Below are 18263 nucleotides of genomic sequence, written 5' to 3'. Positions count from 1 at the left end.
ACCGCATCAACTGGAAATGATCAAGATCGTTCACACACGGAATCTGACCTACGTTTCAAGGTCCTCCAGTTGTCCAGTTCGGTCATACCCTAGAAATGTTTTGGCACAAGAAGCCTACCCATCCTGATCGTCGTCGTCCAAAGGCGCTCGACGTTGTCGAGTTGACGCCGCGGTTGATGTTCAGCGCGTCTCCGATCACGCCGGTCGTTGGCGGTGACGTCTCGCCTGGGATAGAGGAGGTACTGGAATCACCTACCACCGATGGGCTGGCGGACAACGGTCAGTCAGCCGCGCAACAAGCTTCTTCCTCACCAACGGATGACGTCCAGTCGGTCCACGAAAACGAGGAAGGCCGACGCCTTGAATTGGTGTTCATTGATTCTGCCGTGGACGACTATCAGACTCTCGTCGACGAGATCGCAACGGAAGATCCTGGCAGAGAACTGCAAATCTACTTGCTCGATCACACACGAGATGGTGTGGATCAAGTGACCGAGATTCTGGAAGGTTACGAGAACGTCGATGCGATTCATCTATTGTCGCACGGCAACGACGCAAAGCTTCGGCTCGGCAATGCGATCATCGACCAGCACAGCCTTGACGGTTACGCGGCAGACCTTTCCCAGTGGCAGAGTTCACTGAGTGAGAATGCCGATCTGTTGCTTTACGGGTGTGAGCTAGCAGAATCCGGTAGCGGTCGCACCTTGGTCGCCGCGTTGGCCGAATTAACAGGGGCCGATGTTGCCGCATCGGATGACGATACAGGCCATGCGTCCCTCGATGGCAATTGGGAGCTAGAGCACCGAGTTGGTGTGATTGAATCAACCAGCATTGCAGATACATTCGGCGGGCAATCTTGGTTTGGCCTACTATCGACGCCGGACATCAATCCGACCGGCGAAACACGCGTAAACGATACTCACGCACAGGACCAAGAGCTACAGGATAGTGATCAGGCGGTCGCCGTCGATGGGAACGGCAATAGTGTTGTCGTTTGGGTAGACCATCATTCATCGAACGACGATGCAGACCTTTATTTTCAAAGGTTTGATTCAACCGGCGCAAAAATCGGTGGCGAGACAAAGGTCAACGCTGGGACCACGGGCGATCAAAGTTCGCCCGTTGTCACCATGGATTCCTCAGGTCGGTTTGCGATCGCTTGGGTCTCGTCTGACATTGATGGGCAGGGAATCTATGTTCGACGTTTTGATCAGACTGGCGCAGCGATCGATGCAGACGATATCCTGGTCAATACATTTGCAGAAGCTGGGAATCAATCCGGGGTTAGCATCGCAAGCAACGATAACAACCAAATCGTACTTGCGTGGGAAAGCGATGGTGCGAACGAAGGCATCTTCGCACGGACGTTTGATTTTACCTCGGTTCCGGCACTTGATTCGCTATCAACGTCGCTATTGACTGTCGACACAGTGGCTTCGGCATCCGACGTTGCGATCGATATCAACCAAACGGGACGTTACGCGATCGTCTGGAGAGATTCGGGGAACTCCTACGGAATCCAGTACAACTATGGTGCGGTGACACCGACAGACTCGAAACGAGATCTTAATGGAATCGGCGGTGGGACCGAGTACGACTATGCCGTCGGAATGTTATCGAACAATGACTATGTGGTTACCTTTCGTTCCGAGGCGACTTTTTTTAAGGGTGTGTGGTATCGGCTAGTCCCTGAATCAGGTTCGATCTGGGTGGTCGCGCGAGCCACTTCAGATTCAACCGCAATCGATCCGTCCATTGACGTGGATCAGAACGACCGCTTCGTAATCAGCTACACGAAATCAGATGCCGATGATGTTGGTGTGTACTACCAAGCATTTGATGACGACGGATCAAAAATCGGTAGCGAAGTTGCCGTTAATACGACCACCTCGGGAACTCAAGAACATGCCTCGATCGCGATGCATGACACCGATAATGTCGTCGTCGTCTGGAGTGGGAACGGTGCTGCCGATTCACAAGGCGTTTTCCTGCGGTATTTCGGAGCTCCGAACGTCGCGCCGGTTGCCGATCCAAATGCGGGTTCGGCTTACGTCATAAGCGAAGGTGGAAGTCTTAGCCTGGACGGTTCCGATTCATCGGATGCCAATGGCGACACCTTGACGTATGCGTGGGATATCGACAACGACGGAGTGTTTGGCGAGACGAACGAACCCACGTCGGCAACCGCAACGCTTTCGTGGGCGACACTTCAAAGTTTTGGCATCGATGACGACGGTGTCTACACCATCGGCCTGCGTGTCAGCGACGGACGCGGCGGTATTCACACACAAACAACGACGGTTACCGTAAATAATGTCGCCCCCACCATCACTGTGACGGGAGCCACGGAGGCGCTTCAAGGAAACGCCTACACCATCAATCTGGCAGCATCCGATGCGGGCGATGATAGCCTGACGGGTTGGCAGATCGATTGGGGCGATGGGACGATCACGCTGCATGCTGGGGCGGCGACGTCTGCGACTCACACTTATAGCGTGGAGGGATTGAGTCATAATATCCTTGTCAGTGCAACCGACGAAGACGGAACATGGCACTACGGTGATGTGTTTGTTGGGAGCGAGGAATCAAATCCACTGGCAAGGTATGACACACAAACCGGAACCTTCGAAACCAATTTGGCCAATGGAGGATCGCTGGACAAAACGATCGACTTTGCCTACGGGATTGATGGATTGCTCTATGTGACCGGATGGGGGAGTGACAACGTGCTCCGGTTTAATCCTCAGACGGGTGCGTACGTCGACGAGTTTGTTGTGGATGGTAGTGGAGGGATTAGTAAATCAGCAGGGATCGCTTTCGGACCCGACGGTCACCTTTATGTTGCCGACTATGATGGCGATCGAGTACTCAAGTACGATGGCAGCGTAGGTACCTATCTTGGCGAATTTGTCGCCGCAGGTTCCGGGGGACTTGAAGGTCCGATGGACCTTTGGTTTCACAAGGATGGACACCTTTATGTTGTCGGAAACAAGTCCGACAACATCCTGCGGTACGACGCGTCGACGGGAGCCTTTGTCGATGAATTCGTATCCGATGGCGCTGGTGGATTGGATGATCCAATTTCAATGGCTTTCGGTCGCGACGGACGACTGTATGTGTCCTCTCAGGATACCAATTCGATCAAGAGATTCGATCAGGGTAATGGATCCTACATTGATGATTTCGTGACATCTGGTTCGGGAGGGTTAGATAAACCGAGGGCGATAGCTTTCGGGCCAGATGATCTGTTGTACGTCTCGAGTTCTGAAACCGACGAAGTTCTGCGCTACGATGTGAACGGCAATTATGTTGATGCATATATCTCGGGAGTGACCAAGCCCCGAAGTTTTATTTTCGCCCCTAGCCATCAGGTCACCGTCACCTCGGCAAACTCCGATCCGACCGCGACGAATACGTCTCAAATCATCGCCTACAACGAGGACGACGCCTCCGTTGCCATCGCGGATATCGTTGTCTCCGAAGCAGATGCGGGCGATACGATTACAGCGACGTTGACACTAAACCTTCCCGCGACGGGAGCCTTGACGACGGGGACGTTCGGAACCGCAACGAGCACGTATTCGACCGGAACGGGAGTTTGGACGGTGACCGGCTCGGTGGCCGACGTTAATGCGGCACTCGCAGACGTTGCCTTTACACCTACTGAAAACAATGCGACCCCTTCGCAGATCAACGTCAGTATCGAGGACGCGGCTGGTGCCGGACCCGCCGACGGCTTGATTCAGCTAAACGTCACCCCGGAGAACGATCGACCCACACTGGATCTCGATGACGACGATTCCAGTACGGCAACCGGAGGTGACTTTCAGACAATGTTTACCGAAGGTGGCGGTGCGATCTCGATCGTTGATCACACCGATGCCGTGATCTCGGACATCGACGACGCAAATCTCGATTCGATGACCGTCACAATCACGAATCTCAGTGATGGTGCCTTCGAGACTCTTTCTGCCGACACGACGGGGACCGGGATCGTGGCGAACTATGCAGCCGGCATTCTGACCCTGTCAGGAAGCGATTCTGTTTCCAACTATCAACAGGTGTTGAGGACGGTTCGCTATATCAACACGGCTTCAAATCCGACGGAAGCATCACGGATCGTGACATTCGTTGCCGATGACGGGACGGCGACTTCAAACGTCGTAACGTCAACGATTCAGGTGACGGCGGTCAACGATCCTCCTGTCATCACCAACCCCGGAACACAAACTGCAAACGAAGATACGATTCTAAATATCTCCGGAATCGCGATCTCGGATGCCGACTTGGGATCCGGTTTGATCGAGGTAACGTTCACTGTCGCAAACGGCAAGCTGCGAATTAATCCCTTCGTCGCATCCGGCGTGAGTGCCGCCGAGATGAGTGGCAATAACTCACGTACCATCACGATTCGATCGACGCTTGTACGCCTGAATACGACTTTGTCGACCGCCGGTGTTAACTACATCGGTGACAGTCACTACAACGGTAGCGATTCGCTACAGATTCAAGCGGACGATTCGGTCAACGTAACGACGGCTTCGGTTCCGATTAACGTGGCTGCCGTCAACGATGCTCCCACGGCGACCAACGATCGTTACCAGACCAGTCGTGATGAAGTCTTGCACGTCCTTCCCAATGGTGTCTTGCAAAACGATTCTGATATTGAAGGAGACTCTTTATCAACGGTCTTGATCTCCGGGCCTCAGTCCGGATCCCTGGTGATGGGAGGCAACGGTGGATTTGTTTATACGCCTGGTCCAGCAACGAGCGGCTTGGTGACGTTCACCTACGCGGTGAGCGATGGTAGTCATTTGAGTAATCATGCGACCGTCCAAATTCTGGTCACCGTGCCGGTTCTACCGCCTCAGCCTGACGTGATCGATCAAGATCCTACCGCGCCGGAATCGCCCGCCGAGGAGGCTTCACCTGAAACGGAATCCGATACGACGAACGATACCTCTGACAATGCGGCACCGGTAGTGATGGTTCCTCAGACGGAACCGGTCAACACGAAACAAGAGTCACGAGCGTCAGTTGCTCTCAGTGAAGACGATTCATCAGACTTCGACTTTAGTGCTGAAAATCGTGTCGCAGCGGCAGGCGGGTTTTCTGAACACGAAGACGAGCTGCACTACAAAGACACTGGATTGGAATATGGAATGCGCCAGCGGCTGGATGCACGAACCGATGCCGCATCATTAACGTCGCTTTCCTGGGGACAATTCGACAGCGTGTTAGTGTGGGAGGACATTGCAAAGATACAGCAACAGATCAACTCCCCCACCGAAACGACCTATGTCATGGCCGGAACCTTCGCCGGATTTTCGAGCGCACTATCGGTTGGTTACGTTGTTTGGACCGTCCGCGGAGGCCTGCTGGCGACTAGCTTACTGGCCCATTTGCCGGCTTGGAGTTTTGTCGACCCCTTGCTGGTGCTCAGTGATTTAGAAGGCGAAGGAGACGATGCGGATGATGATTCGTTGGAGAACATCATCGACAAAAATGAACGTGAAAACTCACCGGAAGGAACCGGAGATGAGACCAAGACCGAAGGGAACGAAAGCTAATGCAATTCCTGAAACTTCATGCGCGGACGCGAATCTCCCTTGGGTTGATTTGTTTATTGATGTCCGTCCTATCGACTGCGATGTTGCTCGGAATTATCCCGGAAACTCAAACGTCAATTCGCAACGGCCGCGCCCACCTTTGCGAAAACATTGCCTGGGCGAGTTCCGAATACATGTCTCGTGGCGAGATCCGACGCCTTGATTCGATGTTGGAATCTGCCGTCAAGAGAAATCCGGATCTACTGTCTGCGGGCGTGCGGCGGGCGTCTGGCAGTTTGATGTCCGAGTTCGGCGATCACGGAAACGATTGGCCCGATGACGAAACATTGCGATCAACCGATACGCACATTCAAGTCCCCATTCGGAAAGGCCAACAACGTTGGGGAACCGTCGAACTGTGTTTTCGTCCGATCGTTGACCACAGTTGGTGGGGGACATTCACGGACCCATGGATGCGGATGACGATTTTCGTTTCAATCCTCAGCTTCATCGCGTTTCAGTTGTACCTGAAAAAGATGTTGTCTCACCTCGATCCATCAAAAACTGTTCCTAAGCGAGTCCGAAACGCGCTCGATTCGCTCGCCGAAGGTCTATTGGTGCTTGACCGCCAAGGCAGGATTGTCCTCGCCAACCAGTCTTTTTCCGAATGGTTGGACTGTCCGAGTGAAAAGCTGCTCGGAAAAGACGCCGATCAGTTAGGGTGGGATCTCAGCAAGGTTGATGTCACGCCTTGGAACAAAGCCGTTCGTGACGAAGCGTTGGTTGCCGGATCGATGGTCGAATTGAATCTTCCCGATCGCCCCGCAAGGATGTTGATCGCCAACGCCTCTCCCGTTCTCGGTCAGCAAGGAAAATGTCGAGGCGTATTGGTCAGTTTCGATGACGTAACGCAGCTCGAAGAAACCAAACGCGACCTTTCCATTGCCAAGCGTGAAGCGGACGATGCTAACCAGGCAAAGAGCGAATTCTTAGCAAGGATGAGTCACGAAATTCGTACGCCGATGAACGCAATCTTAGGTTACACCGATGTGCTGCGGCGAGGGTTTGATACGTCAAATGAGGACCGACAGGACTACCTAAACACAATTCATGGCAGCGGCGAACATCTGTTGGCGCTGATCAATGACATTTTAGACTTGTCGAAAGTCGAATCCGGTCAAATGGAATTGGAGTCCGGCCCCTGCTCGCCATTGCGAATTATCAAAGACGTGGTTGCGCTGCTGAGAAGCAAAGCCGACGAGAAAGGCATCGCGTTGGAATTCCGTGGCGAAGGTAAGTTGCCCAAGGAAATTCAAGGCGACAGCGTTCGGCTGCGTCAGGCGATCATGAACCTTGCCGGCAACGCGATTAAGTTTACCGACGAAGGTTCCGTTCAGGTCGTCGCGCGTGCTCTCGATCCAAAACGGTCGCCACATCAACAATGGTCGCTTGCCATCGATGTCATTGATACAGGGATTGGGATTTCGCCCGAAGCGCAGGCGAAAGTCTTTGAACCATTCCAGCAGGCCGACACATCGATCACGAGGCGATTCGGCGGGACCGGCCTGGGGCTGGCGATCAGCAAGCAGCTTGCCGAGGCGATGGGCGGCCATATCTCGCTCGCCAGCGAAGTCGGCAAGGGGACAACGTTCACTATCGAGATTCCACTGGGACAAGAGCAGGAATTCGAATGGATCGACCCGGTCGAGGCGGCCGCCGAACTGGAATCTTCGTCATCCATTCAAAAAGATGTCCAGCAATTGCCGCCTTGCAAAATATTGGTCGCTGACGACGGATCACCGAACCGAAAATTACTTCAGTTGGTACTCGGGAAAGCCGGTGCTGAGGTGGTTGCCGTCGAGAACGGTCAGCTTGCGGTGGAGAAAGCGACCGAGCAAGTTTACGACATCATTTTGATGGACATGCAAATGCCGGTGATGGACGGTTACACCGCTACCGGTACGCTCCGAAAAGCCGGCTATACGGCACCTATCTATGCACTCACCGCGAACGCGATGCAAGGCGATCAAGAAAAATGCTTGAACGCGGGCTGCTCGGGATTCCTGAGTAAGCCAATTAAGATTGACTTGCTGCTGGCGACAATCGCCGGAGAACTCGGCAACCCACGGCGCCATTCAGTCGACACTCAACCATCAGCAGGGATGGACGAATCGATCGAGAAAGTGACCGAGTCTGTGCCAGCGGAAAGACAGGAAGCATCATCTGATTCCAGCGACATCGAGTATGACTTTAGTCAGCAAACGCCGATCGTCTGTAGCTACCCGCTCGATGATCCGGAGTTTCTTGAGATCGCACAAGATTTCGTCGACGTCCTTCAAGATCGCTTACCGAAATTGAAGACACTATTGGACGACCAGGATTGGTCCACGCTTGCTCGTGAGGCGCATTGGTTGAAAGGTGTCGGCGGAAGCGCGGGCTTCGAGGACTTCGTTGACCCCTCGAAACAATTGCAACTTAGCGCCGAAGCTGAATCGCAGTCACGCTGTGAAATCTTAGTGCGGCAGGTGCTCCACCTTGCTTCGAGAATCGACTTGGTCGGATCGGTTACGCAATCACCATCGCCGCCAAGTAGCCAATCCGAAACAAATCACGAGAGTGGAAGCCAAGGCCAGGCAGTTGCATCGGAACCAATTGAGTCAAGTTTGCCGATGGATGACGAAGCGTTCCGAGAGATCGTTCATGAGTTCCTGAGCATCTTCCGCGGAAAACTTGATGAGATGAGCATCGCACTTGCGACCGGAGATTTCGTGCAGTTGGCACGATTATCTCACTGGTTGCGTGGCACAGGGGGATCGGCCGGGTTCGACCACTTCGAACTGCCGACGCGGGCAATGGAAAGGCTGGCCGGCGAGGAAGATTTGAACGGGTGCCGGGCGGTCTTGCAGGAGTTGCATTCGATCAGTGAACGCATCGTCGTTCCAGCCCAGTCTTAGGCCAATGCTCCGAATCGGAACGCTCGAACACCAGCTTTCCAAATCGTTAGCCGACGGGGGATTTGACGTAGCGGCGACAAATTTGCGGCAAGGTGTATACTTTCAGGACTGACCGGATGCCGCTTTGAAACGATCCGTTTTGCGGCTTCTGGGTGGGATTTTGAAAACGTCTATCCTGCGAGTCGTCGGTGGAGGGCCAATTGTCAAAGCGTGGGCCGAACGCACTCGCATCGATCCAGCGACGTTCGTGTCGCGGCCCACCGTACCGGATCACAAGTTGGCATACATCGGTTTCCGGATAGGTTTCATTAATCACCATCCCGAACCCAACACACTTTTTTCGAGCGAAAGTCAATGCGTAAAGATTTGGACGAAGCTTTGTCACAGCTTCACTCGACCTTGGAATCGATCCAGGATCTCGAACCTGACGAGGCAAATCGACTTCGCCAAGCGGCGGATGAGATTTCTGCCACACTCGATCAAAAAGATATCGATTCATCCTCGTTGGCGAAGTTGCTTCAAGAGCAGACTGAGTCGTTCCAACAATCCCACCCGCAGTTAACGATGACCGTGGGACGTATCGCCGACATTTTGGCTCAGATGGGCATTTAGTGTTTCGCCAAAATTGGGCATAGAACGAGACGGCTGCTGCTCGATTCCATCAAACCAGATCGGAACGCATGGTTCGCATGTTTGAGAGCTCGTCATCATAACCCAACGAAAAACGCCCGGCCGATGTGATCGACCGGGCGTTTTGACTGGAGTTGGTGTCCGCTCGAGGACTAACGCTGAGCAAGCGAATTATCTTCGAAGTCAAACGTGATCTCGTTGGTGCTACCCGCTTCAACGTCAATTGTCTTTTCACGACTGATGCTTTGGTCACCAATCGTTGCAGTGACGCGAACGGTGTAGTCTTTCCATTGCTCGCCAGACTTCAGTTGAGTCGTGCGGAAGGTTCTCACTTTGCCTTTGCCGTTGGTCTCGTTGCCGGCCAAGCTGACGGTTGCGTCGCTGGGGACGTGCAGTTTAACGACGGTGACGACCGGAGCTTCAGGCGTCTCGTTGGCAGCACTCAAATTTTCGGCGTCTGCTTCATTGGCGGTCGGCGGTTCGAAAACGATTTGCTCGTTGTCGCCAGGACGCAGTTTGACTTCGCGGGTTTCTGTTTGAGTTTCGCCTTCGTGGTCGTAGGTGACTTTGACGACGTAGGTGTAAAGATAACCCTCTTTCAAGCCTCGTGACATGAACTTACGAACGGATCCTTCGCTGGTCGTTTCATGTCCGTTGACCTGAACTTTGGCGCTGTCGTGTGGAACGGCGACGGTCAGGAGAGCGGCATCGTCGTCCAAAGCGGGCTTTGCCGACTCGTAAGCGGCATCGCTGTCGGCCGCATCGGTGGCAGGTACTTCGGCCTTGGCAACGCTTTCGCTTGGGGCGCTGTACTTGCGGTAAGAGCTTTCGATCGTCGATGACTCGTACCCTGCCAACGCGTCGTCGGCGGGGCTGATCGACGCGGATCCGTAGCTGCTTAGCGGCACGGTGCGAGTGATGCGGGTGACTTTGCGAACGCCACCGCTACTGCCACCGGACGATCCACCGCTGCTGCCGCCACTGCTTCCCTGAGGCACATAGTAGCGGACGGAAATTCCGCCGCTGCTGCCGCCCGAAGAACCGCCACTGCTGCCACCGGATGATCCACCGCTACTTCCGCCGGACGATGCACCGTAGGCGGCGTAACGAGCCGCGTGACGCGCGTGAATCCGAGCGGCGAGTCGGCGGAGTGGACCGACATGACCGCCGGAGGATCCGCCGCTGCTGGCGTATCCACCCGAAGATCCACCTGAGGAACCGTAACTAACGAGGCCACCGCTGCTGCCACCCGAGCTTGTATACCCGCCCGAGGAACCGCCGGAAGATCCTCCCGAGGAGCCCTGTGCGAGAGCTGACTCAGAGAACCCGGCTGCAGCGACCAACATCGCCATACAGACCGAAAAACGAAGACGCGTCATTGTTGTTTAATCCCTCCGATCCTACTAGTTGAACATGCCGCAAAGTTCGGCTCCGATGCATCAGTAAGATAGCGGTCCCACTGCGCCGATCAAGCAGAACAGGCAAATTTTAGAGTTTGGGTAGACTTTATTGATCCGGCTAGTCGGCCAGCCTTTCGCACCTGCGAATCGACCTGCTGCGGTTTTGCAGGTTTGTGCAATTCGCGTGACAGCCTGTCTCAGTCGTCGCCGCACGACGGTGTCGCGGAAGTCTCCCGCCTTCAAAAGCGAACGTGTTTTCTCCACAATCACGCCTTCCGTTTTTCCAATCACCACATCTTTGCGTCAAAGCTCATCGCATGGACGATTCCAAACCAAAACGCGTGCTCTCGGGGATTCAGCCCACCGGACGGCCTCACTGGGGCAATTACTTTGGCGCGATCCGCCAATACATTGATCTGCAAGACGCCAACGATGGCTTTTACTTCATCGCTGACCTGCATGCCCTGACCACTATTCGCAACCCGGACGAATTGCGAGACAACGTGATCAATGTCGCGCTGGATTTACTCGCGTTGGGCTTGGATCCCGAAAAAGCAACGCTGTTCGTTCAGTCGGACATTCCCGAAGTCAGCGAACTGTGCTGGATCTTGCTTAGCGGAACCCCGATGGGACTGCTGCAGCGCTGCGTTGCCTACAAAGAGAAGGTCGACAAGGGCCTCCCGGCGGACGCGGGGTTGTTTACGTATCCGGTACTGCAGGCGGCCGACATCTTGGCTTATGACAGTGAGCTTGTGCCCGTCGGTGCCGATCAGGTTCAGCACATCGAAGTCTGCCGCGACATCGCCGGGCGCTTCAATCATCAATTCGGTGACACCTTTGTCATGCCCAAAGCAAACGTGCTCGATGACAGCGCGAAGGTACCAGGGACCGACGGCGAAAAGATGAGCAAGAGCTACGACAATACGCTGCCGCTGTTCGGTGAAGTCAAGAAGATCCGCAAACAGATCATGCGAATCACCACCGACAGCCGGCCGATGGAAGACGCCAAAGAGCCCGAGGGCGACCATCTGTATCAGCTTTTCTCGTTATTCGCCGATCAGACTCGTCGCGAGGAAATGGCTGCGATGTATCGGCGCGGCGGCTTCGGTTATGGCGAAGTCAAGAAGGCGATCGCCGAAGCGAGCGAGGGATACTTTGACGAGGCCCGGCAGCGACGAGCCGACTTGGAGCAAAACTTGGACTTCGTCCGCGAAGTGCTTGCCAAGGGTGCCGAGCGGGCTCGCAGTGTTGCCGCCGAAGTGTTGTCGCGCACGCAGAAAGCGGCTGGGCTAAAATAACGAGTGGTACTCACCGCTCGTTCCTGTCTTTTCTTTTGGCCGGCGATTGCTTCGCTGGCCTTGGTGTCAGTCTTTTTCTATGTCGATCATCGCTACCGGGACTGAAATCGTCGAAACCGTTCGCATCGCCAAGATGATCGAGACCCACGGTGAGCAATTTCTGGAGCGTGTTTATACCGCCGACGAAATCGAGTACTGCGTTCAAACGGCCGACGCACCGGGCCATTTTGCGACTCGTTGGGCCGCCAAGGAAGCGGTGATGAAGGCACTCCGCTGTCGACGTCGCGGTGTGCGATGGAACGAGATCGAAATCGTCGTGCGTCCAGGATCGGGATATGACGTTGTCTTGTCGGGCAACGCGCTGCAGTGCGCCAGCGAGCACGAGATCGATCGATTGCATCTCAGCTTGTCAGCCTGCCGGACACACGCGGTCGCACATGTGATCGCAGAAGCGGAATAAAAAAATCGGACAGGCCGATGGGACCTGTCCGATTCGAATACTGTTCGTGATTGCCCGCAAACGATTAGGCGTTGCGGATCGCAGCTTGTGCGGCCGCCAATCGAGCGATCGGCACGCGGAATGGGCTGCAGCTAACGTAGTTCAACCCGACGCGATGGCAGAAGTCGATCGAGCTTGGGTCGCCACCGTGCTCACCACAGATGCCGACTTTGAGCGACTTCTTCGTCGAGCGGCCTTTTTCGACACCCATTTCGACAAGCTGTCCGACACCGGTTTGGTCGAGCGACTGGAAGGGGTCGTTGTCAAGGATTTCTTCGTTGATGTAGTCGGGCAAGAACCCGCCGACGTCATCACGGCTGTAACCGAACGTCATTTGGGTCAAGTCATTGGTACCGAAGCTGAAGAAGTCAGCATGCTCGGCGACTTCATCGGCGGTCAAGCAGGCCCGTGGAATTTCGATCATCGTTCCGATCGCGATATCCAAATCGCCGTCGAACTTCTTCGCAGCCTTGGTCGCGGCGATCGTCTCTTCGGCTTTTTTGCGAAGCAAAGCAAGCTCTTGGAACGTTCCGACGAGCGGAATCATAATTTCCGGATGAGCTTTGATTTTCTTCTTCGCACAGTTGATCGCCGCTTCGGTGATCGCCCGAACTTGCATTTCCAGGATTTCTGGATAAGTGATGCTCAGGCGGCACCCACGGTGGCCGAGCATCGGGTTCGCTTCGTGCAATGCCGCGGTACGTTTCTTCACTTCGCCTGGTTTGACGCCGATTTCGCCCGCGACTTCTTTTTGTGCGGCGTTGTCGTGCGGTAAGAACTCGTGCAATGGCGGATCAAGCAGGCGGACGGTAACGTGCAGACCGTTCATCGCTTTGAAGATGCCTTCGAAGTCTTTGCGTTGGAACGGCAACAGTTTGGCCAGTGCACCGCGGCGAGCATCTTCGTCGGTTGCCAGGATCATCGAACGCATGTGGATGATGCGTTCTGGCTCGAAGAACATGTGTTCGGTACGGCAAAGGCCGATGCCTTCGGCGCCGAAGTCGCGAGCACGTTTGCTGTCGGCGGGCGAGTCCGCGTTGGTGCGAACGGCCAAGGTGCGGTATTGATCGGCCCACTTCATCAGCTTGGCGAAGTCACCGGAGAGCTTTGGCTCTTGGGTCTCGACCGAGCCGAGCATGACTTCACCGGTGGTGCCGTCCAGGCTGATCGTGTCTTTGGGGCCCAAGGTCTTGCCGTTGACCTTGATCTTCTTGGTTTTTTCGTCGATGTGAACGTCACCGGCACCGGCGACACAGCATTTACCCCAGCCGCGAGCGACAACAGCGGCATGGCTGGTCGCACCACCGGTGCTGGTCAAAATACCGACGGCAGCGCTCATGCCGTCGACGTCTTCGGGGCTGGTTTCGCGGCGAACGAGGATGATGCTTTCGCCGGCGTCTTTACGTTCACGAGCTTCTTCGGCGGTGAACGCAAGTTGACCGACGGCGGCACCCGGCGACGCGTTGATGCCTTTGCAAAGTACTTCGGCGGCGTTACGAGCGGTGGTTTTAAAGCTCGGTAGCAGCAGTTGCGTTAGCGCGTTCGGCGGAACTCGCATGACCGCTTCTTTCTCGTCGATCAAACCTTCTTTGACGAGGTCACAAGCGATCTTAACGGCCGCGATCCCGGTTCGTTTACCGGTTCGGGTCTGAAGCATGAACAGTTCACCGCGTTCGATCGTGAACTCGATGTCCTGCATCTCGGTGTAGTGGTCTTCCAGGGTCTTCTTGATTTCAAGAAGCTGCTTGTGGATCGCTCGGTTCCACTTGGGCATTTCCGCGACCGGTTGCGGGGTGCGGATCCCGGCGACGACGTCTTCACCTTGGGCGTTGATCAAAAATTCGCCGTAGAACTTGTTTTCACCGGTGTTGGGGTTCCGGGTGAACGCGACGCCGGTTCCGGAGTCTTCGCCCATGTTGCCGTAGACCATCGACTGGACGTTGACGGCGGTGCCGACCAAGTGGCGGATGTTCTCGATCTCGCGGTACTTGACCGCCCGTTCGGTATTCCACGAACCAAAGACTGCCTTGATGGCCAGTTCCAGTTGTGCGAACGGGTCTTGAGGGAAGTCTTCGCCGGTGTGTTTGCGGAAGACGTCTTTGTACGCTTCGCAAAGTTCCTTCAGTCCTTCGGCGGGGACTTCGGTGTCATCTTCGACCTTGTACTTTTTCTTGATCTTGTCGAACGCTTTTTCAAACATGTGATGGTCCATGCCCATCACTACGTCGCCGAACATATTGATCAGTCGGCGATAGGCGTCGTACGCGAAACGCTCGTTCTTGGTCGCTTTGGCCAAGCCTTCGGTGGCCGCGTCGTTCAGGCCCAGGTTCAGGATCGTGTTCATCATCCCGGGCATACTGACGGCCGCACCACTGCGGACGCTAACGAGCAACGGATTGTCGTTGTCGCCGAACTTCTTGCTCAGTTCTTTTTCTAGCTTCTTGACCGCTTTGCCGACTTCGTCCATCAGACCGGACGGCAGTTGCTCGCCAGCCTGGTAGTACTGGTCGCAAACTTCGGTGGTGATCGTGAATCCTGGAGGCACGGGAAGACCGATTGAGGTCATTTCGGCCAGATTAAGGCCTTTGCCGCCGAGGAGGTCTTTCGCTTTACCTTTGCCTTCGGTTTTTGTCTTACCGAAGTAATAGACCATCTTGTTCGCCATGGTTGTTCTCTATCGAAACCGTCTCAGAAAGGGCGTGAGCCCGCCGCGGGCGAACCGTTCTGTCCCCCTTGTCAGCGCTGGTTAAAGCCAGCGCCGGAAAGGACTTACGGTCAAACGCTCCGTGAGAGCTCGGGGGAGAAATAAGTCGTCTTCTGGCGACGAATCGGGGGCGTCCTACTCAGCTATGGGTGCGGCCGCGGACCATCGGAAGATCCGCCAAACTCGCCCGATTCACTTCACCTTCTCAAGCCGAGCGCGGCTAAATCTATTTGCGACAAGCGGTTTGGTCAATGAGAGGTACGTAAGAAGACTGTCAAGATCGGGCAATCCGTAGCGATTAAAACGCCCTTGATAACTTCCCCCAATCGGTCTCGGCGTAATCGAAGTGTGTCCCTACAATTCCACGCTCATCGGATCCATCGAACCAATCCCGCCGTTTTCCCTGCATTGCCGGACCAGCACCGTGCCGAACCCTGATAGCAAGCTCCGAATCTACAACACGCTGACAAAAACCAAAGAAGATTTCCAGCCGTTGAATCCTCCGCAGGTCGGAATCTATCTGTGCGGTCCCACCGTTTACGCCGAAAGTCACATCGGTCACATGGTCGGCCCGGTGATCTTTGACACCATCAAACGCTACCTGCGATACAGCGGCTATGAGCCGACCTGGGTGGTCAACATCACCGACGTCGACGACAAGCTGATCAACAAAAGCCGCGAACGTGGTCTGCCGGTTTCCCAAATCGCCACCGAAATGACGGCGGACTATCTGGCTAACCTGCGCGAGCTGGGCGTCAACCAGATCGATTACATGCCACGGGCGACCGACCACATGGCAAACATCATCGCGTTCATCGAGAATCTGGTCGACAAAGGATTCGCCTACGCGGTCGAGGGGGACGTCTTTTTTGATGTCGCCAAAGATTCCAGCTACGGCCAATTGTCCAACCGAAACGTCGACGACCAGCAGGGCGAAGGCGGTGGTGCGGCGGCAAAGAAACGCTCTGCGGGCGATTTTGCACTTTGGAAATCCGCCAAGCCGGGCGAGATTTCCTGGGACAGCCCCTGGGGAAAGGGACGCCCAGGCTGGCACATCGAGTGCTCCGCGATGAGTCGCGAGATCCTGGGCGAGACCTTTGACATTCACGGCGGCGGCCTGGACTTGATGTTTCCGCACCACGAGAACGAACTCGCCCAAAGCAGTTGTTGCCACGGCAAGCCGATGGTCAAGTACTGGATGCACAACGGGCTGATGCGAGCCGGCGCGAAAGGCAAGGTCGGCGGGAAAAGCGATCGCGAATCAACTCCCGAAGAGGAAGCCGAAGGCAAGATCAGCCGATCAAAGGGAGCCGGCGGATTGAGCACTTTGATTCGTCGTCATACCGGTACACGGATTCGCTTTTTCTTGTTGCGAACACATTACCGCAGCACCATCCTGTTCAACGAAGAAGGCTTGGAAGAAGCCGGTGTCGCACTCGAAGGTTTCTATCGCTTGTTTGATCGCTTCGAGGAGATCAGCAAGCTGTCGTTTTATGACGACTCGCTCGAGCCCGCTCGCACACGAAAGGACGGCGAGTTTGATCCTGGCGATGACGCATTGCTGAAGCAAGTTGACGAGTTCCGTGGTAAGTTCATCACGGCGATGGACGATGATCTAAATACCGGCCTGGGCGTCAGCGTGCTATTCGATTGGCTACGAACGATGAATCGTTACTTGGACGAATCAAAGTTAGGACCGGGCGCGGATGTGACTTCAACCGAAGTCCAATCGCTGATCGTCGCGATGCGGAAGATGAAGGAACTGACCAACATCCTCGGATTGTTCACTAAGGTTCCGGCATCTGGCGGCGGTGACGAGGCGGCTCAGGAGTTGCTTGACAAAACCGTCCACTTGTTGATCGATCTTCGCAAAGAAGCGCGTGAACGCAAGGACTATGCAACTGGCGATGCGATCCGCAATCGCCTGACCGAAATCGGAATCTCGCTGCTCGACAAGAAAGAAGGCACCACCTGGGAAACCTCGTGAGGACGCCCTGATGCCGCTTCGATCCAACAGCGTACGCCCCAGCATCCAAGCGAATGTTTCGCCGATGACCGTCCTGGGAATTGATCCGGGCTTGAACACCACCGGTTACGGCGTCATTCGAGCGGTCGGCAGCGACCTGTGTTTGATCGAAGCGGGGATCGTTCGTAGTAAGCAAAGGGATTCGCTCGAGAATCGAATCAAAGAAATTCACGAAGGCGTCGCGGAAGTGATCGAGCAGCACGAGCCCAGTTATCTGGCTCTCGAGCAACTGTTCTCACATTACTCTCGCCCCAAAACCGCAATCTTGATGGGCCATGCCCGGGGCGTCATCTGTTTGGCAGCCGCTGCCGCCGGGATCGAAGTGAAAAGCTTTGAACCCACCAAGGTCAAAAAGGTCATGACCGGCAATGGGCATGCGCCCAAACATCAAATGCAACAAGCCGTACGGCTGCAGCTCGGCTTGCAATCGGTCCCCGAACCTGCCGACGTTGCCGATGCCTTGGCCATCGCCATTTGCAGTTATCACCTCAGTTTCAATCCGCTTGCCATCGGCAGCTAAGACTGCCGGCCAACTGATGATCATTAATATTTCTGGAAAGCTGGCCTTCGTCGGCGAAGCGTCAATCGCGATCGAGTCCGCGCCGTTTCAATACGAAGTCTTGGTCGGTGATTACACCCGACGACAATTGCAAACCAAAGTCGGTCAGACGATCCAGCTTCATACGCTCGATTACATCGAAGGCAACGCACAAGGTGGCGGTCGGCTGACGCCACGTTTGGTCGGATTCATGACCGAGCCGGAGCGACAGTTCTTTGATCTGTTTTGCAGTGTCGATGGTGTCGGCGTAAAGAAGGCACTACGCGCGATGGTGCGTCCCGTCAAAGAACTTGCGGTCATGATCGAACAGCAAGACGCGAAGTCGCTTTCCGCCCTACCCGGCGTCGGCCCGGCGACAAGCGAACGGATCATCGCGAAGCTGCGGCGGAAAATGCCACGGTTTGCCCTAATGGTCGATCAGACATCGCCTGCCGGAGAAGTCGATGCGGGGGCCAACGCAGTCGCCAGTGAGACATTTGACGCGTTGGTGACACTCGGGCACAGCGAAGCCGATGCCCGGCAATTAATCGACGAAGCCTTGGCCAGTAAAAAGAAGTTCAAGGATACCGAGTCCTTGTTGACGGCGATCTACCAACGGTCTGTCTGAGATCGGTCGGGATAGACTCTCAATCGAACGCCCGATC

Annotated in this window: 10 protein-coding genes; 8 read left to right on the top strand and 2 right to left on the bottom strand. The window is 55.2% G+C overall.

Annotated features, from left to right (window positions below; genetic code table 11):
- Positions 1 to 95: 95 nt before the first annotated feature.
- The 3 genes from FYC48_RS18090 (at position 96) to FYC48_RS18080 (ending at position 9115) form a co-directional block, all read left to right on the top strand.
- Entirely contained in the window at positions 96 to 5570 is a 5475-nt protein-coding gene (locus tag FYC48_RS18090; protein ID WP_149498120.1) for a DUF4347 domain-containing protein, read from the top strand.
- The gene (locus tag FYC48_RS18085) at positions 5570 to 8503 is read left to right on the top strand and encodes an ATP-binding protein (protein ID WP_149498119.1); all 2934 of its coding nucleotides are present in this window, start codon (positions 5570 to 5572) and stop codon (positions 8501 to 8503) included. Before FYC48_RS18090 ends, FYC48_RS18085 begins: the two co-directional genes overlap by 1 nt.
- A gap of 354 nt (positions 8504 to 8857) precedes the next feature.
- Positions 8858 to 9115 carry a DUF4404 family protein gene (locus FYC48_RS18080; RefSeq protein ID WP_149498118.1) on the top strand — a complete coding sequence of 86 codons (258 nt, stop codon included), beginning with the start codon at positions 8858 to 8860 and terminating at the stop codon, positions 9113 to 9115.
- Positions 9116 to 9285: 170 nt separating this feature from the next.
- Here the strand turns inward: FYC48_RS18080 and FYC48_RS18075 are convergent, their stop codons facing one another.
- Complete coding sequence (locus FYC48_RS18075) at positions 9286 to 10512, bottom strand: TIGR03000 domain-containing protein (RefSeq protein ID WP_149498117.1); 1227 nt, start codon at positions 10510 to 10512, stop codon at positions 9286 to 9288.
- 338 nt (positions 10513 to 10850) lie between these two features.
- On the opposite strand from FYC48_RS18075, the gene trpS reads away from it, so the two are divergent.
- Both trpS and acpS read left to right on the top strand, forming a co-directional pair.
- On the top strand, positions 10851 to 11831 hold the full coding sequence (gene trpS, locus FYC48_RS18070; RefSeq protein WP_149498116.1) for a tryptophan--tRNA ligase: 981 nt from the start codon (positions 10851 to 10853) through the stop codon (positions 11829 to 11831).
- Positions 11832 to 11910: 79 nt separating this feature from the next.
- Entirely contained in the window at positions 11911 to 12291 is a 381-nt protein-coding gene (acpS, locus tag FYC48_RS18065) for a holo-ACP synthase (protein WP_149498115.1), read from the top strand.
- 64 nt (positions 12292 to 12355) lie between these two features.
- Here the strand turns inward: acpS and ppdK are convergent, their stop codons facing one another.
- Positions 12356 to 14995, bottom strand: a complete 2640-nt coding sequence (gene ppdK, locus FYC48_RS18060; protein ID WP_149498114.1) for a pyruvate, phosphate dikinase — start codon at positions 14993 to 14995, stop codon at positions 12356 to 12358.
- 463 nt (positions 14996 to 15458) lie between these two features.
- Between ppdK and cysS the strand changes: the two genes are divergently transcribed.
- The 3 genes from cysS (at position 15459) to ruvA (ending at position 18226) form a co-directional block, all read left to right on the top strand.
- A complete protein-coding gene (gene cysS / locus FYC48_RS18055; protein WP_390622142.1) occupies positions 15459 to 17021 on the top strand; it encodes a cysteine--tRNA ligase in 1563 nt (520 codons plus the stop codon).
- A gap of 73 nt (positions 17022 to 17094) precedes the next feature.
- The gene (gene ruvC / locus FYC48_RS18050) at positions 17095 to 17580 is read left to right on the top strand and encodes a crossover junction endodeoxyribonuclease RuvC (protein WP_149498231.1); all 486 of its coding nucleotides are present in this window, start codon (positions 17095 to 17097) and stop codon (positions 17578 to 17580) included.
- Between the two features lie 16 nt (positions 17581 to 17596).
- Entirely contained in the window at positions 17597 to 18226 is a 630-nt protein-coding gene (gene ruvA, locus FYC48_RS18045) for a Holliday junction branch migration protein RuvA (RefSeq protein ID WP_149498113.1), read from the top strand.
- Positions 18227 to 18263: the final 37 nt, after the last annotated feature.

Source organism: Roseiconus lacunae (assembly GCF_008312935.1).
GTDB lineage: Bacteria > Planctomycetota > Planctomycetia > Pirellulales > Pirellulaceae > Stieleria > Stieleria lacunae.
Note: the sequence above shows the minus strand (reverse complement) of the source record. Positions and strands in the feature narration are given on the sequence as shown.